At 43.7% G+C, this 18,127-nt stretch carries 15 protein-coding genes; all 15 read right to left on the reverse strand.

Going from position 1 to position 18,127, the window contains the following annotated elements:
• The 15 genes from BCY91_RS00965 to BCY91_RS01035 all read right to left on the reverse strand — a co-directional run bounded on the left by BCY91_RS00965 (position 1) and on the right by BCY91_RS01035 (position 18,110).
• On the reverse strand, positions 1-1,071 hold the full coding sequence (locus BCY91_RS00965) for a cell shape determination protein CcmA (RefSeq protein WP_120180139.1): 1,071 nt from the start codon (positions 1,069-1,071) through the stop codon (positions 1-3).
• A gap of 12 nt (positions 1,072-1,083) precedes the next feature.
• Positions 1,084-2,733 carry a RagB/SusD family nutrient uptake outer membrane protein gene (locus BCY91_RS00970; RefSeq protein ID WP_245988966.1) on the reverse strand — a complete coding sequence of 550 codons (1,650 nt, stop codon included), beginning with the start codon at positions 2,731-2,733 and terminating at the stop codon, positions 1,084-1,086.
• Positions 2,734-2,745: 12 nt separating this feature from the next.
• On the reverse strand, positions 2,746-5,943 hold the full coding sequence (locus BCY91_RS00975) for a SusC/RagA family TonB-linked outer membrane protein (protein ID WP_120180140.1): 3,198 nt from the start codon (positions 5,941-5,943) through the stop codon (positions 2,746-2,748).
• Positions 5,944-6,206: 263 nt separating this feature from the next.
• A complete protein-coding gene (locus BCY91_RS00980; RefSeq protein WP_120180141.1) occupies positions 6,207-7,268 on the reverse strand; it encodes an SGNH/GDSL hydrolase family protein in 1,062 nt (353 codons plus the stop codon).
• A 60-nt stretch (positions 7,269-7,328) separates the two neighbouring features.
• Positions 7,329-8,561 carry a glycoside hydrolase family 27 protein gene (locus BCY91_RS00985; RefSeq protein ID WP_120180142.1) on the reverse strand — a complete coding sequence of 411 codons (1,233 nt, stop codon included), beginning with the start codon at positions 8,559-8,561 and terminating at the stop codon, positions 7,329-7,331.
• A gap of 10 nt (positions 8,562-8,571) precedes the next feature.
• Positions 8,572-9,786 (reverse strand): glycoside hydrolase family 26 protein, encoded by a 1,215-nt coding sequence (locus BCY91_RS00990; RefSeq protein WP_120180143.1) that lies wholly within the window; start codon positions 9,784-9,786, stop codon positions 8,572-8,574.
• A 134-nt stretch (positions 9,787-9,920) separates the two neighbouring features.
• Positions 9,921-10,700, reverse strand: a complete 780-nt coding sequence (locus tag BCY91_RS00995; RefSeq protein ID WP_120180144.1) for a methyltransferase domain-containing protein — start codon at positions 10,698-10,700, stop codon at positions 9,921-9,923.
• Positions 10,701-10,702: 2 nt separating this feature from the next.
• On the reverse strand, positions 10,703-11,047 hold the full coding sequence (locus BCY91_RS01000; RefSeq protein WP_120180383.1) for a cupin domain-containing protein: 345 nt from the start codon (positions 11,045-11,047) through the stop codon (positions 10,703-10,705).
• 162 nt (positions 11,048-11,209) lie between these two features.
• Positions 11,210-12,571 carry an acyl-CoA dehydrogenase family protein gene (locus BCY91_RS01005; RefSeq protein ID WP_120180145.1) on the reverse strand — a complete coding sequence of 454 codons (1,362 nt, stop codon included), beginning with the start codon at positions 12,569-12,571 and terminating at the stop codon, positions 11,210-11,212.
• A gap of 67 nt (positions 12,572-12,638) precedes the next feature.
• The gene (locus BCY91_RS01010; protein WP_120180146.1) at positions 12,639-12,980 is read right to left on the reverse strand and encodes a HopJ type III effector protein; all 342 of its coding nucleotides are present in this window, start codon (positions 12,978-12,980) and stop codon (positions 12,639-12,641) included.
• A 152-nt stretch (positions 12,981-13,132) separates the two neighbouring features.
• Positions 13,133-13,942: a heme ABC transporter ATP-binding protein gene (locus tag BCY91_RS01015; RefSeq protein WP_120180147.1), complete on the reverse strand. Its 810-nt coding sequence runs from the start codon at positions 13,940-13,942 to the stop codon at positions 13,133-13,135.
• Positions 13,943-13,952: 10 nt separating this feature from the next.
• Positions 13,953-15,017 carry a FecCD family ABC transporter permease gene (locus BCY91_RS01020; RefSeq protein WP_245988967.1) on the reverse strand — a complete coding sequence of 355 codons (1,065 nt, stop codon included), beginning with the start codon at positions 15,015-15,017 and terminating at the stop codon, positions 13,953-13,955.
• Positions 15,018-15,029: 12 nt separating this feature from the next.
• A complete protein-coding gene (locus BCY91_RS01025; protein WP_120180148.1) occupies positions 15,030-15,875 on the reverse strand; it encodes a heme/hemin ABC transporter substrate-binding protein in 846 nt (281 codons plus the stop codon).
• A 280-nt stretch (positions 15,876-16,155) separates the two neighbouring features.
• Positions 16,156-17,121: an isopenicillin N synthase family dioxygenase gene (locus BCY91_RS01030; RefSeq protein WP_120180149.1), complete on the reverse strand. Its 966-nt coding sequence runs from the start codon at positions 17,119-17,121 to the stop codon at positions 16,156-16,158.
• A gap of 230 nt (positions 17,122-17,351) precedes the next feature.
• Positions 17,352-18,110 (reverse strand): succinate dehydrogenase/fumarate reductase iron-sulfur subunit, encoded by a 759-nt coding sequence (locus BCY91_RS01035; RefSeq protein ID WP_220699411.1) that lies wholly within the window; start codon positions 18,108-18,110, stop codon positions 17,352-17,354.
• Positions 18,111-18,127 lie beyond the last annotated feature (17 nt).

Genomic DNA, 18,127 nt, shown 5'->3' on the forward strand with positions numbered 1-18,127 from the left:
TTACTTAATAAAAATTACATCGTCAAAATAGATAACGGCATCCGCATCATCCGGACCTGGAATCCACCAGCCCATGCGCTGCATACTGTTGCCATTAGCCCAAAAGCCAACGTCGGAGATTTTAAGCTTAAAGTAGGTCCATACATTTGCCGGAACGGTAATTGGCGTTGTACGGTCGCTATTTCCATAATCGCCGCCTGCTTTTTTATCTCCAGTAATGTAAAAAGTCAAATCCCTGTCGGCACCTTTAACCCAGAACGAGAAATATTTAAAATCTGCAGATTTTTCTATTCCGGTGCCCCAGTTTGCAAAGCCATCTGCGGACCAGTTGCCTTTATTGTATCCGGCTTTGAAAGAGCTTGTTCCGGTTTTCGCTACTGTTGTTGTAATTTCTGCTGGTCCCCAGGAACCGTTATCTATACCTGCGCCATAAGCATCTGTAAATATGTGAAATGCATTATCCAAATTTACAAACTCTTGCGTGGTGGTAATTTTACCCGCTTCGTTAGTAATTTCTAACTTGGCTTGCGCAAAAGTGGTTTCAGGCATTTTTAGGGTTAAGGTGGTAGCCGTTTTAGAAACTACGGTTAATGGTGTGGTGGTGCCTTGGAAAACCACGCTGCTTACGTCGCCTAAATTTTTACCGGTTAGCACAATCTCGCCATCTTTAACAAAGTTGTAGTTAGATACCGATAAAACGGCAGGCAAACCCAGCACTTTAAACGGCACTTTAAACTCGACACCTTTACTGTTTTTAAAGATGATGCTCTGTTGGCCCGGAATTGCATCCGAAGGTACACGGAAAATAATTGCGCTTTCTGTATTAAAATTAGGATTGAAGGTTGCTTCTACGCTGTCTTTTTCAAAAATTACGCTGGTTACGCCTCCAATGCCGCTACCGGTTAGGGTTAACACTTCATTGCCGGCGGCTTGTCCCGGATCTATTGTTCCGGGGCTGGGGCTGCCCGAAGCCTCGCTATACCCGTTTTCGTCCTTCTCGCAACTGGAGAACAAGGTAATGCCCGCCACAAAGGCAAACATTAGGGCAAAAAGTTGAATCTTAGTTTTCATATCTCTAAAATTTTATTTGTAATAAGGAACTGCCGGTTGCAACAATTGCGGATCCGACACGGTTTCTGACTGCGGAATGGGTAAAAACAGCTGGCTTTCTGATGTGATAGATGTTTTAAAGCTATTAATTCCGTTTCCGGTATATGACCCTCTCTCTTGGCCTGCAATGTAGGTTTTAGCCCAAGCAAAGCCCCTCCGTTGGACATCAAACCACGAGTCGCCTTCAAAAGCAAACTCTGCGCGCCGTTCTTTAAAAATTAAATCGGGCGTAATTTCCGTTACCGGGATGTTGTTAAAATTGCCTCCGCGGTTGTGTACCTTATTAAAAGCATCCAAAGCGCTGGCATCAGTGGTTGATGGTGCTGTGCCCAAAGTGGCTTCGGCATAAATCAACAGCACATCCGCGTAGCGCAAAATGTAGGTGCACATGTCTGATGAGCCGTTAGGGCTTAAATCTTCACCGTTTGAGCCTGGACCAACCACATATTTCAAACTATTTGCACGGCTACCGTTGCGGAAAGTGGTTGCGGTTTCGTACTCTGTTCCGGTGGTGTCGTATTTAAAACCTCCCGGGAAATTGTCGTTTTTCCAATCGGCGCGGAAAAAACCATGCTCCATGTTAGACCATTGGCGACGTTTATCTGCCGGATCATAAGAGTTTAACAAATCAATAGTTGGGTAAACCGAAGAATAACCGGTGTTAAAATTAGGTTTCATTAAAGGACCTGGCGTAGCGTAGCAGTTTACTGCATTTGCAAAACCATAACCGCCAGATGCAATCCACTGTAAGGCAAACATAGACTCTTGGTTATTGTTGGCTTTAGAGCTGGTAAACATCTCTTCGTAATCAGGGTACAAATCAAACTTTTTACTGCTAATTACTTCGCCTGCTTTTTTCTTGGCGTTGGCGTAATCTTTCATGTAAAGATACACCTTGGCCATCATGCCGGTAGCAGAATAAGCCGAAACACGTCCCTTCTCCACCGGGGTTTGTGGTAGGTTTTTCTCGGCATAATCTAAATCCTCCAAAATAAATTTCAAAACATCGCTTTGGATGTAGCGGGGCACATTATAATCGCCAGAACCTGCCAATGCCACCGGATCTATCACAATAGGAATATCTTTATACATCCTTGTTAAGTAGAAATAGGCTACCGCCCGAATAAAACGGCACTCGGCAACGGCGTTCTGCAAATAATCTGTACTGCCAGAAGTTGCTATCTTTTGCTCAAAGGTAGATTGTAGTACCGTTGCTGTACCGGCTACTTTATAAAGCGAACGCCAAGCGCTGGCCACTAAAGCGTCTGTACTTAAAACGGTGAAGTTGTTAAAGCTACCGCCGTCATAATTGGGGCCGGTTTCGGTGAGCATATTGCCTGCCAAGGTTTCGCCAATGGCGTGGAAGGCCTTGTCGGTATAATCATACCAAACAGAGTTATATAGATAGCCTGTTGCCGCATAAACCTCTTGCGGTGTATTGTAGTAGGTATCTAAGGTTGGGTTGTTCTTGGATGGGATATTGATGAAATCCTTTTTACAAGCAACCAGGGAGCAAATCCCGATTAGAAATATTAAACTATATTTTTTCATCCCTTTATGTTTTAGTTGTGATGAAGCACTGTTGGTTTTGTGCGCTGTTCCCAAAAACTGATGCTGTTTCATCTGTTGCTTAAATTAAAACTGAATGTTTGCGCCAATGGTAAACGTTCTTGGCGTAGGGTAATGCCCATTATCCACGTTTTGGGTTAACACACTTTTGTTAAACGAGCCAATCTCGGGGTCGTAACCAGAGTATTTTGTAAACGTATGCAGGTTTTGGCCCGATACATAAATTCTGGCACTGGTAGCCTTGAAAGCGTTAGCCCATTTCTGCGGCAAATTGTAGCCGATAGACACGTTCTGTATCCGTAAATAAGAACCATCTTCGATATACCTGTCAGAGTTTCTGGTATTGTTAGAGTGCCAGTTGTTTACAAAACGAGGCATGTCTGATGTGGTGTTGTTTGACGTGTACCTGTTTAAAACCGTAGTTGATTGGTTTAAATAGGCATTTGATAATGATTCGGTGTATTTACGTGTCCAGTTAAAAATTTGGCTTCCTTGCACCCCTTGCAAAAACAACGAAAAGTCGAAATTTTTGTATTGCAAGGTGTTGGTGATGCCGTAAGTAAAATCAGGGTTAGGATCGCCAATGATGGTTACATCTTCGCTGCCAATTTTACCGTCCGGAGTTCCGTTTGGCCCGCTGATGTCTTTGTAGCGCACATCACCAAGGTACAAACCGGTTGGACCAACGGCTATGCCCCAGTTGGTGCCGTTGTTCAGCTCGCTTAAATCTCTAAACAAACCATCTGTTACGTATCCGTAAAAAGTACCTACCGGATGGCCCGCTTTTGTAATATTTACCACAGATGTTGAACCGGTAAAATCTTGCTCGGCACCTCTTAAAATTGCATTTGGCGAGTTTAAGCGCACCAGCTCATTACGGTATGCGCTAAGTACAACATTGGTTTTCCAGCTAAAATCTTTACGTTGGATGTTGTACGAGGTTAAACCGATATCGATTCCTTTGTTGTTCATCTCTCCGGCATTGGTTACCGGTGGCTCAATTTCTTTATAGGCATTAGCCGGCGGGTTTGGATCTAAACCTGCAAACACCGGAAGCGTGGTGGCTAAAATCATATCTGTAGTGGTTTTGTTGTAAACATCCACAGAAAGCTCTAGCCTTTTATTTAGCACCGTTAAATCAACACCGGCATTTTGTGTTACTACAGATTCCCAGCTTAAGAAAGGGTTACCCACGTTTGCTGGCACACCGCCTTTACCAAACGGTGCGATAGAGAACAACCGGATATTGGTAGAGTAAGCGTTTTGAACGGGCGAGTTTTGGTTACCCACAGAGCCATATCCCAAACGGATTTTTAGATAATCAATCCCTTTCCAGTTTTTAGCAAACTCTTCGTTAGTTACTGTCCAGGCAGCAGAAACCCCAGCAAAAGAGCCCCATTTTTTCTCGGGTCCAAAGCTTGATGAACCATCCCGGCGGTAAGAAGCAGAGATAGAATATCTATCATTATAGGTATAACCGCCACGGGCAAAATACGATTCCATTGCCCACTCGTAAACGTTAGAATTGGTAGCCGCAGGGTCAACTATACCTGCATTGATAGAAGGCATGTTTTGGTTTAAATCTGTTGCAGAAACCCAAGTTCCACTATAGTAAGACGCTTGTGCCTCGTGGCCTAGCGTAAAGTTTATCCAATGTTTGTTGGCAAAACCTTTATTAATGTTCACATAATTTCTTAGCGCCCAATAATGGCTGTTGTTTCTGTCTTCGCGTAGCCTGCTTGGTGCTAAAATAGTTTGTTTGGTGTTTTGGTTAACCACATTGGGCTGAAAAGCCGAGTTTTGGCCCAACTGGAAATCGTAGTTTGCCTCGTTACGTAAGTTTAACCAATCTGTAAACTTAATTTCGGCATATATATTTCCGAAGGCTTTGTTTTGGATAGCCCTTACGTCGCGCAAAGTTGCGGTTGCGATAGGGTTAGAGTTTGCTTGTCCAAAGGTATTGGCACCTAAAGAGCTGGTGGTAATAAAATTGCCGTTAGCATCTTTAATTGGTGTTGCCGGACTGTTGTACAGTACAATGGTAGTTGGTGTTTCGGTCCCGTCTGTCAAAGCAATTTTTTGGTTGCTTCTGGATAAGTTTCCTGTAATACCTGCTTTCAGCCACGGGCGTACTTGATGATCTAAAGCAAAACGGGAAGCTAGGCGGTCGAAACCAGAGCCTATAATGGTACCTTCTTGGTCAAAATAATTCACAGAAAAAAAGTAATTTGTTTTTTCGGCCCCGCCAGAAAAAGAAAGCTGATGGTTTTGGGTATAGCCGTTTTTAAATAAAGCGCTTTGCCAATCTGTACCTTCGCCCAAAACGTCAGGGTTTTGCAACTCACCAATTACCGGCAGCTGCGAACCCGGAGAGGCTGCGGCTACTTCAGGAATCAAAGAATTATAATATTGTGCATACTGGCGCAGGTTCATAATATCCAGCTTGTTAGGCACATCGGCCGCGCCAAAATAAACGTCGTAATTTATTTTTCCTTCGTTAGCACGGCCTTTTTTTGTGGTGATTAATACCACGCCATTACCGCCCAAAGAGCCGTAAATAGCTTGCGCCGATGCGTCTTTTAAAACGTCAACGCTCAAAATGTCGTTAGGGTTTAGGGTGGATAGTACGCTTTGTTCTGATTGGCCTGCTTTACCGCCCAATTGATCTTGCGCAATGCTGTTTGTGCTGGTCATGATGGGTACACCATCCACCACGTATAAAGGTTGCGTGCCATTTACAGAGGTAATACCGCGTACTTTAACAGAAACGCCTCCCCCGGGCTGGCCTCCGTTATTGCTTACTGTAATACCGGCAATTTTTCCTTGCAAGGCTTGGTCAACACCAGAAACCGGTAAGTTTTTAATGTCTTTTTCATTGATGGATGAGATAGAAGTGGTTACATCTGCACGCCTGATGGCGCCGTAACCGATAACCACCACATCGTCCAGGGTTTTGTTGGCCGATGTTAAAGTAACATTTATAACTGTGTTTGTCCCGATAGCTACCTCTTTCGGGTTGGTGCCTAAGAAGGTAAACACCAATACTTTTGCTGTTGCCGGCACCTTTAATGCATACTTTCCGTTTGCATCGGTTTGGGTGCCTAAACTTGTTCCTTTTACTTGTACAGAGGCTCCTGGCAGACTTAGCCCTTCAGTATCGCGCACCGTTCCGGTAATGGTTTTATCCGGATTTTGTGCAAACGACTGAACATACAAAGTGAGTAGTCCTGCTAGCAGCAGGAACTGTCGTAGAGTTTTTCGCATGTCGTTTAATTAATGGTTTTTAGCTATACCAAATTTGATTAATAACTAGGCAGAATCATAATATTATTTTTACAATTAATGATAAATATCTGACTTATCTGCTTTTGTACGGCTACATTATATGCGTATATCGCTATCAGATAGGCATTAATACTAAACTGGCTTTTAATACTATTTTATCTTTAGCCGTATACTTTTATTGAATTCTATAAAGCGGTTGTTAGAAATTATTGCCTCAAAAAAGGATGTGTGCGCACACCAACTCAATTCCATCCCTTAATTTTTTTGATAAAGGCACTTAGCTGCGCGGCAATTTCATAATGTTCTTTAACGCTGGGGTGGTAGCTACAGCCCGCCTGATATTGTTTTTCAAATACATGATAGTAAATGTTTTTATCGCCGTTTTGGCACTGATGCTTAACAATAGCACTTAGTTGCGCCTGCATAAAAGTGGCCAGCTTAGCATCTGCCATGGGGCTGCTTAAACATACAATAGTGGTGTTTGGGTAAACTTTTCTGATGTTAGCAATAAAGCTGAGGTAATTTTTGGCAAAAGTTGCCGAATCCTGAACGCCGTCATTTTGGCCTAGGCAAATACTTAAAACATCGGGTTGGTAGCGCGAAAAATCCCATACAAGTTCATTGTCGCGGAAGTTTATTTTATCAAATAGCTGTGGCATCACAAACTTATGATCGCAACAGCTGTGCATTAAGCCTATACCCGATACCGAGCTAAGATGATACCCGCTGTTGAGCGTCCGGGCGGTAATTGCACCGTAGCTTTGGTAGGCGTCGCTTTGGTCGTACCAATCGCCCTCGCCACAAGGCAAAGCGGTGCTGTTACTGCCCATGCCACAGGTAATAGAGTTGCCCATAAACTCTATTTTGCGCACCGGTGCCGGTTTAGCGGGCAACAGCTTTTCGCATCTAATGCCCACAAAATCTATGTAGCCTATACCGGCTTCGGTGCCTTTGCAAATTAGTAGTTGGTGCTTGCCTTCAGAAAGCTTATCGCCTACAATTATCCTGTTTTCTTTTTGTTTGAGCTTTATTCGTTGTGGCGTGCCTCCGTCTATCACTACTGTTATATAATTGTGGTATTTACCGTAAAGCTCTTCATCATTTAGCCATAACTCGCAATAACTGCCCTCAAAACCTACCTCCACATAAACACCGGGCGCATAAAAACGAGGTATTTCTGGCTTGGTAAAATCAACCCTTCCGGTATATCTGAAAAGCGGATTGTTAGCACTGTAAAATTTAGTTTTTGCAAGTACCGGAAAACCGGCTAGCATGAAACACAAAACATAAAATAGCTTTCTCATTAAGTTTTTGTTTGGTGGTATCTTTAAAAATTAGCTGCTTATGTAAACGTGGTAAAAGGTTTATTTCGCCGACAAACGGAACATCAGCACGTCATGTGCTGGAATGTTTGCCCTTAGCGGCTTTGCTGTACTGCCGCTTTTTTTGCCGGTCCATAAATTCTTAAGCTGATAAGTATGGTCTTTGGCGTTAAGTTCGCGCTGGCTCAGCTCATCAAAAATTGTTTTCTCTTGCCAATCAAACTGAATGCTTGCGGGTGTTTTAGCCCTATTTAAAAAGCACACTGCCCAATCGCCACCGGCTAAAGGCTTTAGCCAAGTTTCCACGCTATCTTTTGTTGCGTATTTGAATCCTTGGATGCCTAAGGTGTCTTGGTTTACAGCTATTACCTCTTTATTGGTTAAAATTTGCAGGGTTTCTTTGCTCATTTGCCTAGGATCGTTGCCGGCAATTAAGGGCGCAGCCAACATGCACCACATGGCAAAATGTGCGCGGTCTTCATTCTGCGGCATTCCGTTTCCAACTTCCAGCATGTCTGGATCGTTCCAATGCCCTTTACCGGCGTATTTGCGCAAGCCATCTTGCATATCTAAAATTGCCAGCACCCCAAAAGCCTTCCAGGTGCCGTGGTCTTTTATGCAGTCAAAACAATTATAAATGTCGCCGGTGGTACGCCATAAATGCCCGATAGGCTCGGCCCACTCCCAGGGTTTATTATCGCCCCACTCGCAAATGCTCAAAACAATAGGGCGCCCGGCTTTACGTAAGGCCGCGGTGATGGTTTTATAAGCGCCTTCCGCATTTAAACTTTCGGTGTTGCACCAATCGTATTTTAAATAATCAATTCCCCAATTGGCATAAGTTAAAGCATCCTGAAATTCGTAGCCTCTGCTTCCTGGCCTACCGCCGCAGGTTTGAGAGCCCGCATCCGAGTAAATACCTATTTTTAAGCCTTTGCTGTGGATATAATCGGCCAGGGCTTTAATACCCGAGGGGAATTTTACCGGATCGGCGTGGATAAAGCCCAAACTATCGCGTTGGCCGTGCCAGCAATCATCAATATTAATATAGGTATAACCCGCGTCGCGCATCCCCGATGATACAATAGCGTCTGCCACTTCACGGATAATTTTCTCGTCAATATCGCAGGCAAATTTGTTCCAGCTGTTCCAACCCATAGGCGGGGTTAAGGCCAGGCCATCAAACTTATGGTAGTTTTGGGCATAGTTGTTCCCTTGTGCAAAAGCCGAACTTACTAAGCTCAGCATCAGTAAAAAGATAAACGGTTTTTTCATATTGATAAGATTAAAATTTATACAAGTTGGGTGTTTCGCTGCCAAACATTACATAGGGGCTGTCTTTAAATTTTATAAAATCGGCTTCTGCCGGATGTCCTTTGTAAGGCGTCCAATAAGCGCCCGCTGTATTTGCCCAAATTAAAACATAGCTTAGCTGCAGTGGATTGCTTTGCAGTGCTTTAAGTAAATTTTGGGTGTACCAATCGGCTTTGCTAAGGTTTTGCAAGCCGGTTTCTGTTAAAGCGGCAAGTTTGTTTTTGCTGATGGCGTAGTCCGCAACTATTTTTAGCTTATTGGCGGCAACCGTAGGCGACACGTTCGCTTTAAGGTCTTCGTAATTATCGCTGCCCACCAAATCAACATATTCATCTCCAGGATAAAAAGCAAGGTAGCTAGCCAAACTGTTAAAATTTCTGTCCGGCGACCATCCGTAAAGGAAATTATGGACCTTCAGCTCGTCGCGCAGATAGTTTACGGTGAAACGATAAAGGTTTTTATAATCTTCGGCAGTACTGTGGCCGGCGCCCCACCAAAACCAAGAACCGTCCATCTCATGGTAAGGCCTAAAAATGATGGGCACTAACTTACCATCGGCACCTATTAGGCTCTTGGCATATTCGGCAATAATCTTTAAAGAGTTTTTGTAAGTTTCGTGGGCTGTGCCACCGGGGAGGATTTCTTTTACTGCTTCCTGCGGCGAATCTGCCCAGTAAAAGCTGCCTTTAGATACGGGGTTGGCATAATGCCAGCTGTAAGTATTTACACCTCCGCGGTTATAGGCCTCAATGGTTAATTTTTTGGCAATCGCTTTCTCATAGTCAAACCAAACACCGGTTTCGAAGTTAGCGATGTGCAAAAAATCATGCCCGTACACGGCGGGGTATTGTCCAGTAACTTCTTTAACATCAGATTTTTCGGTGCTAACGCTTGGCCTATGCTGTTCATTTGCCCATTCGGAACCGTCTGCGTTTAAGCCGCGTTTAGTGGCATCTTGATGGCCAAAGAGGATGTTGTTTTTGGCTAATTGCTTTAAGTTGTAAAACAAAGCAGCGGTTTCGTCTGTCGCGTTTTTATCTGCCAGCCAGGTTTTTACCGTAGCCAAATCTGGTTTGTTGCTGCCTGCTTTTGGAGGCGTAGGCGAATCCTTTTTACAGGCAAAAAAACTGAATGCAAAAAAGCAGGCAATTATCGTTTTTGGCCAAAGGTTAATTCTGTTATACATCCGCAAAAAATGTTGGTTAAAGACGTGTTTAAGTTAGCTGGGCTTATAAAACAATCGGTTAAACCAAAGCTATTAAAGCTTTTTTTGGGGTGTTAATACTTTTATAGCCGTTTTTTAGCAAAACGGACTAGGCCTTAATCCAATTTTTGAGCTATTATAACTAGCGCTTTTAGGTGTTTGCGGTGTTTGCGGAAAGCTTTTTTTAAGGCAATTACCCTTTTGCGGATTTGCTGATTGCAGATGATGCGGAAAAATATCTTAATAAGGTTAAGAAGCCCTTCATCTGCTAACAGCCTTTTCGGCTCTAACAGCAACATTTCACTGGTTTGTAGCGCAACAATTTTGAAACCCTCTTGTTGCAAAAGTTGCTGCCATTCTGTAATTCCGAGAGGGCGCGCATTTACATGCGATACCTGCGCAAGCTCTTTGTTTAAGGCCGCAAGGGCTTTATCACTTAAATTTTGTTTTTCGATGGCTAACTCGTGGATGGCATACAAGCCTCCAGTTTGCAAAATACGTTTGGCTTCGGCAATAATCTCCAGCTTTTTATGGTCGGCGTACATGGTAAGCATGGCTTCGCCATAAACTTTGCTGGCGTAATTGCTGGGCAAAACAGGCTTTGCCACATCTGTTAATAAAAAACTAACCTGCGGACTGTTAAATTTTTGGCGTAGGTTTTTAATGTTGCGGGCATCTTTATCTAAACCTATGTATTGCTTTGGATGTTTTTGTAAGGTATATGTGGCGGTTAAGCCAATGCCGGGTGCAAATTCAATTACGGTATCTGCCTCGCTAATATCTAAAAGGCGCAACATCTGGAGGCTTAACTTTTTGCCTCCAGGGCGCAACACTTTTTTGCCGATACGGCTCAGCAAATCGTAACTTTCGGCTTTTTCGATGCTTTTTTGCGCCACCTTTAAGCTTGGTTGGCTACATCTTTTACACGGTTTACGCGGTCGCCTTTGGCTAAAGTTAACCTCACAATACTCTGTTGTAAAGCTTTTAAATCATGCGGTACGTTGGCATCCAAAGTTACCACGTCTCCTTTTTTAAGGTTTAAGCTTTCGCCTTGCACGCCAAACTCAATAGCGCCGTCAAAAACTTCAACCACAATCGGGAAAGGTGTTTTATGCTCTTTCATCACTTGGTTTTCTAAAAAAGCAATGCGGATTTCTTTGGTAAAATCACTTTCGAACAAAACGCTGATTGCCGGTTTGGCGTCGTTAAAATTTAAATCGCTTAATAAAGATGCTTGTTTCATTTGTAAATTATTTTTGAGCTGGCTTAGCGCGCCTAAGCTTTTAGCGTGCAAAACCATGGATAAAACTATTCAAAACTAAAAGCTTAAGAGGCAATATAGATGACCAGCGTCACTTTTAGCCAACGTTGTTTGCAAGTTACCGGTTTTTGACTTTGTGCTGATTTATACAAAAGCACTGAAACCGGTTATTGCCCGGCCTACAATTAACGAGTTGATTTCTTTGGTGCCTTCGTAAGAGTAAATGGCTTCGGCATCTGCCACAAAGCGTGCAACGTCATAATCTAACAAAATGCCATTGCCGCCCATCACCTCCCTGGCCCGGCTTACCACGTCTCTGGTACGCATGGTACAAAACACTTTTGCTAATGATGCGTGCTCGTCTGTAAGCTTGCCTTCATCTTGCAGTTTCGAGAGCTGAAAAACCAAAGTTTGCATTGCCGTTACGTTGGACAGCATTTCTACCAGATGGTTCTGTATCAGCTGGAAAGAGGCAATAGGCTTCCCAAACTGCACCCGCTCCCGTGTGTACTTCAAGGCACTTTCGTAAGCGCCACGGGCGCAGCCTACGGCCATCCAAGCTACGCCGGCGCGGGTCATTTGCAGTACCTTAGCGGTATCTTTAAACGAGTTGCAGTTTTGCAACCGGTTGGCTTCAGAAACTTCACAGTCTTTTAAAGTGATGATGGCGTTTTGTACGATTCTTAGCGCCATTTTATCTTCAATCTTTTTGGCCGAGAAGCCTAAGTTCTGTTTCTCTACAATAAAGCCTTTCACTTGATTGTCATCTACATCGCGCGCCCAAATAATATTTACATCGGCAAAAGTGGCATTGCCAATCCATTTCTTTTGACCGTTTAAAATCCAGGTATCGCCATGGCGTTTTGCGGTGGTGGTTAGGCCGCCTGCTGCTGCCGAGCCCACCTCTGGCTCGGTTAAACCGAAAGAACCAATAAGTTTCATCTGTTGCATTGGGGGCAGCCATTTCTGTTTTTGCTCTTCGGATCCGCAGATGTAGATAGAGCCCATTGCCAGACCACTTTGTACGCCAAAAAATGTAGCTATCGATGCGTCAATGCGGCCCATCTCTGTGGCAATAATTCCTTCCATCAAAAAAGAACGGTTTGCACAGCCATAACCTTCAAAGGTTAAACCGCAGATGTTTAGCTCGGCCATTTTGGGGATAAGCTCAAAAGGGAATTCTGCGCGGTTCCAGTATCGGTTTACAATGGGTTTTACTTCGGTTTCCATAAACTGCCGAACCTTTAATTGCAAAGCGCGGTCTTCTGCTGATAAGGAACCTGAAAGCTCATAAAAATCGCCGTTAATAGGAGGCAGCTCTTTTTTACCACCGGTTCCTCCGCTCATCATTTTCATCAAACCCTGTAGCTGGCGTTCGTCTAAACGGCTAAACTGATCCATCACTTTAGGCAGATCTACTTTTTTCGAGAGCGCCTCAAGCTGGTTAAAATCTACATTTTTTAAAAGCTGATAAATGTTTTTTGCTTTGTCAAATAATCCTGCCATAGCCTAGGTTTATAGTACAATTTAGTCAATTTTCCTTTGCAAACACACTGCCACTTATACCCGGTCCTTATTTTTTTAATAAAGCATCGCCCTCAAAGGCAATCCCTAGCCATCCGTGCTTCATAAACTGACGGATGTTTTGGTGATCCTGAGCGTCAGGATGTTCTAAAACGGCTTGATAATGCTCTGCAAACAGCTTTAACGTATCTTGTTCCGCAAGCTTGTTCAGTTTAGCAAATGAAAAAACTTTTGCGCTGCCTTGGTTTTGGTCTGCTTGATTATAGGCATCACCGTTTTTAAATGCAGTTGGCTGGTGTAGATATTCTTTATCAATCAAAGCTAAAACATCAGCAAATACTTTTTTACCGGCCTCTATATCGGCAATTAATGAAGAAATTTTTGTGTCCATAGCGCTAATTAAGACTTAAATCGGCTAAAAGCCAAAAGAAGTTGACAAGAGGCGGCTATGAGTTAAACAAGTTTACGATTAAAGAGATTATAGGTTTGGCTTTTGTGCGATTTTTGGAATGTGCATGAAAGGTATAAGTTGGCCGTTAAGCGTCAAAGGAAAGAATTGAAATGCGCGGCATCTAGCTTTAGCTCTTTACTAAAAACATTGGCTTGCAACGTGTTGCGGTTCATTTGCACCTCTGCCTCTACATTAAACACGCTGTAAATATGCTCGGCATTTAGCACCTCCAGAGGAGCACCATCTTTCCATTTCTGGCCGTTTTTGAGCATCAAAATCCTATCGGCATACAAAGCCGCCAAATTAATCTCGTGCAAAATTACCACCAGCATAAAGCCTTTTTTGCACAAAGCTTTTGCAATGGCTAAGGTTTGTTGCTGATATTGGATGTCCATACTTGCTACAGGTTCGTCCATCAATATCAGTGCGCCGGACTGGTCCCAAATCTGCGCAAGCACCCTCGCAAATTGTACGCGTTGTTGCTCGCCACCAGATAAAGTTAAAAACGAACGCCCAGCCAGGTGCAATACTCCGCAAATTTTCATGGTTTCGGCAATTACCCGTCTGTCTTGCTCGGTAGGGCGATTTTTAAAATGCGGATACCGGCCCATCATCACAATCTCCTGGCAGTGGAAATCCATGTTAACGGTATTGTGTTGATTTAATACTGCCCGCTTTAAAGCCAATTCTTTCGGCGAATAGTCTTTCAATTTTTTGCCATACAGGCTGATGTGGCCTTCAGTAGGTTTGCGTTCGGCGCTCAACATGCGCAACAGGGTAGATTTACCCGCTCCATTAGCGCCAATGATGGCCAAAAGCTCGCCCGATGCGGTGCTAAAAGTAACATCGCTTACCAGCTTTCGCTGATTAACCTCATAACTAACATTTTCTACCGTTAACATATCCCAAAAATTAGCGCAGTATCTTCTTTTTGTCTTTAAACAAAATGTATAAAAATACGGGCGTGCCCAGCAAAGAGGTAATTACACCGATGGGCAATTCAATTGGGGCAACCGCCACCCGCGATACGGTATCTGCCAAAGTTAAAATTAACGCCCCAAACAAGGCCGAAGCCGGCACCACGTAGCGGTTATCCACCCCGCCCAAAAGACGGATGATGTGCGGAACCAATAAACCCACAAACCCTATTACACCGGATACAGCTACCGAAGCGCCCACCGCCAAGGTTGATAATAACACCACTTGCAATTTTACCCGGCCGGTGCGCAAACCCAACTGATCGGCCTGCGCTTCGCCCAAGGCAAAAGCGTTCAAAGATTTGCCCAACAAAGGCAAGGTTAAAACCGGCAAAAGCACAAAGGGCAAAAGCGCAGTTACAGTGTCCCAAGTTGCGCCACCTAAACTGCCCAACATCCAAAAAGTGATGGTGCGCAACTGTTGCTCATCGGCCAAATAGGTTACTAAGCCGGTTAAAGCACCGGCAAAAGCATTAATGGCGATACCTGCCAGCAACATTCCGGCAATGTTTGGCCGTCCGTCTGTTTTTGATAGCTGATAAACCAACACAGCGGCCAATGCCGCGCCGGCAAAAGCGCCAAAGGCCAAAAGGTAATATCCTAATAGCTGACTTAAACCTGCCAGCAATGCCGTTTCCAAAGCAATGATAATTACAGCAAATAAGGAGGCTCCGGCAGATATGCCTATTAACCCCGGCTCGGCCAATGGGTTGCGAAAGATACCCTGTACTGCCGCCCCCGAAACGCCCAAAGCCGCGCCCACCAACAAGCCCAATAAAACGCGAGGTAAACGGATTAAATTTATTACGCCTTCAAAAGTTTCATCAACGGCTAAGGAGCTAAACAAGCCCAGTTTCTTGGCTAAAATCAAGCTCACGTCTTTTACTGGGATTTCAACAGCGCCCAATGCCAAAGCAACAATTACCGATGCAACAAGCAACAGGCTTAAGATGAGATAAATGAAAAAACGCTTCCAGTTGCGATGTTGGGTTGTTAACAAGATTTTAAGGACTTAGTTCACCAGTTTTTGGTTCAGTTGTGTAATGGCCTCATCTAGGCGTACGCCAAAATTAATTAAAAGAGGGCCATCCATCGGTACAATGCGATTGCTTTTACCAGCGTTGGTAAGCTTTACCCCGGGCATTTTTAAAATAGCATCGGCACCACCCAAACTGCTCATCCCAAAATCGAACATTAAAATCACATCTGGATTAGCCTTTACTAGGGCTTCGGTAGTGTAGGGTTTAAAATCACTGAATTCTTGAATGGCATTTTTGCCTCCGGCCAGCCGGATGATCGCATCAATGTTGCTGCCTTTGCCGGCAACGCTCATGGTGCCGACGCCACGCGCATAAATGAACAATACTTTAGGCGTATGTTTAGTGCGCAATTTTGCCGCTTGTATTGCTCTGGCAATACTTTTTTCTTCTGCCCCGGCAAGGGCTGCGCCTTTTTGAGCTATATCAAGTGCGTTGGCTACTTGTTTAATAAAGTTGCTAGCTCCTTTAGGCGAATACTCTTGGTCGAACTCAAAGAATTTGACACCGAATTTTTTTAGCTGTTGCTGGATTTGCACGGATACATCGCCTTTTGGGGCCAATACCACCTCAGGTTTAAAGGCTAAAAGTGCCTCTGTAGAAACAGAACGGTTGCGGCTTACCTTAGGTAATTTATTAGCGTAAGCCGGATATATGCTGGTTATATCTGTAGCCACAATGTTTTTGCCTAAGCCCAAAGCATCTACGGTTTCCGTTATAGCCGAACTTAAGGTGATGATGCGCGAAGGTGCCGCTTTTGTATCAAGGGCAATAAACAAGACAAACGCCGCTAAAAAACCTTTAAAACTCCCTATTTTCATTTCGGCTACAAAATAACGTTTTATTTAGACTAATTACAAGCAACGAGTTTATTAGCGACTGTAAAAGAATTATGATGATTGATATATGTTTGTAAACCAAAAGTATAAGCAAATAAAACTCGGGAGCATGACGGCTACATAAACCAAGTGGCAAGATGTTAAAAGACAGCTTTTAAGCCGAAAATCGATTTTGAAAATTGCTGGCTTAACAGGGTTCTGTTTAAAAACAAAGAAAGGCGCCCTCTCGGGCACCTTCTTTCCTATTCTCTAATTAAGAGAATTACTTTTTTAGTCCTATTTCGCGTAAGCGCTCGTCTAAATATTCGCCCGCAGTAATGTTGTTATAAGCTTTAGGATGGGCATCGGTTACACAAGACGGCAAACAGCTTAAATCCATTTTGGCTTTAGGATGTAAGAAAAACGGAACCGAATAACGTGACGTTTTCATAAGCTGGCGCGGTGGGTTAACTACCCTGTGGGTTGTAGAGCGAAGTTTGTTGTTTGTTAAACGCTGCAGCATATCGCCCACGTTTACCACAATATCTTCTCCCTGGGCTTTAATGGCAAACCATTCTCCTTCGCGGGTAAGTACCTCTAAGCCATCTGCGCTGGCACCAATTAAAAGGGTGATTAAGTTAATGTCTTCATGCGCGCCTGCACGCACGGCATCGGCAGGTAAATCGTCTGGGTTTTCTATTGGGAAATAATGTATGGCACGCAAAATGGAATTGCCGTTGTGCACTTTATCTTCAAAATAATCCTGCGACAGGCCCAAATAAACAGAGATGGCGTTCAGCAAGTGTTTGCCTGCTTTTTCCAGTTGCTGATACACCTTTTTTGTAACCTGATTAAACCCAGGGTATTCGCTTACCTCAACGTTATCAGGATAGCTGTTTTTTACCGGATCATCGTCTTCTACAAACTGGCCAATTTGCCAAAACTCTTTCAAATCTGGCGTCTTAGCATCTTTAGCTTTTTCTCTTCCTTTTGAAGTGTAGCCTCTTTGGCCGGCTAACTCAGGTTTTTCGTACTTAAGTTTGGCTTCTTCTGGCAGTGAAAAAAAATTTTTCACCTCAGTGTAAAGTTCCGATATCAGTTCTTTACTTAAGCCGTGGTTGGTAATGGTTACAAAACCTGTTTCATTAAAAGCTTTGCCGATATCGTCAGAAAAGCGTTCTTTCTGCTCTTCAGAACCGTACAAATAATCGTGCAAATCTAAACGCGGAATATTAACCGAAGCAACCATCTGATTTTCAAAATTTAAATAAATGTAATTTAAAAATGTGGATAAAGTAAAACTAAAAATTGAGACAAAGAGGTATATTGCTGACTATTAGTGTCTTGTAATTATTAACATTTTGAAGATACGGTATGGATGGTTTTAACTATTCCCTTTGTTGTTGCCTACTGTTTCAATAAAAAGCAAAAAAGGGACACAGTAATTGCGTCCCTTTCTTATAAGCTTCTTTTTAGCTTTTATGATTTAATCAGTTCGGCATTAAAGAACTCGCGGTTCATGCGGGCAATGTTGGTTACCTTAATTTCTTTAGGGCACTGCGCTTCGCAAGCATAGGTGTTGGTACATCCGCCAAATCCTTCTTCGTCCATTTGCAAAACCATTGCTTCTGCACGTGCGTAACGCTCTGGCTGGCCTTGCGGCAATAAAGCGTATTGCGAGATTTTTGCAGAAACAAACAGCATTGCCGAAGCATTTTTACAGGCGGCTACGCAGGCACCGCACCCAATGCACTCTGCCGAGCTGAAAGCTTCGTCTGCCACTGGTTTCGGTATAGGAATTTCATTGGCATCCGGCACACCACCCGTGCTGATGGACACGTATCCCCCAGCTTGCTGTATGCGCTCGAACGCGCTGCGATTGGTTACCAAATCTTTTACTACCGGGAAAGCTGCCGCTCTCCAAGGCTCAATTACAATGGTGTCGCCATCGGCGAAACTGCGCATGTGTAATTGGCAAGTTGTGGTTGCGCGTTTTGGTCCGTGCGGTTCTCCGTTTATCACTAAAGAACACATCCCGCAAATACCTTCACGGCAATCGTGATCAAAATGTATAGGGTCTTCGGTTTTTTTAACCAAATCCTCGTTTACCACATCTAGCATTTCCAGGAAAGACATGTCCGGAGAAATGTCATTGGCTTTGTAGGTTACAAATTTGCCCGGTGTAGTGCTGTTTTTTTGACGCCAAACTTTAAGCGTCAGGTTCATGTGTCCACTCATAATATATTAGATTTGAG

The sequence above is a fragment of the Pelobium manganitolerans genome (genome assembly GCF_003609575.1).
Lineage (GTDB): Bacteria > Bacteroidota > Bacteroidia > Sphingobacteriales > Sphingobacteriaceae > Pseudopedobacter > Pseudopedobacter manganitolerans.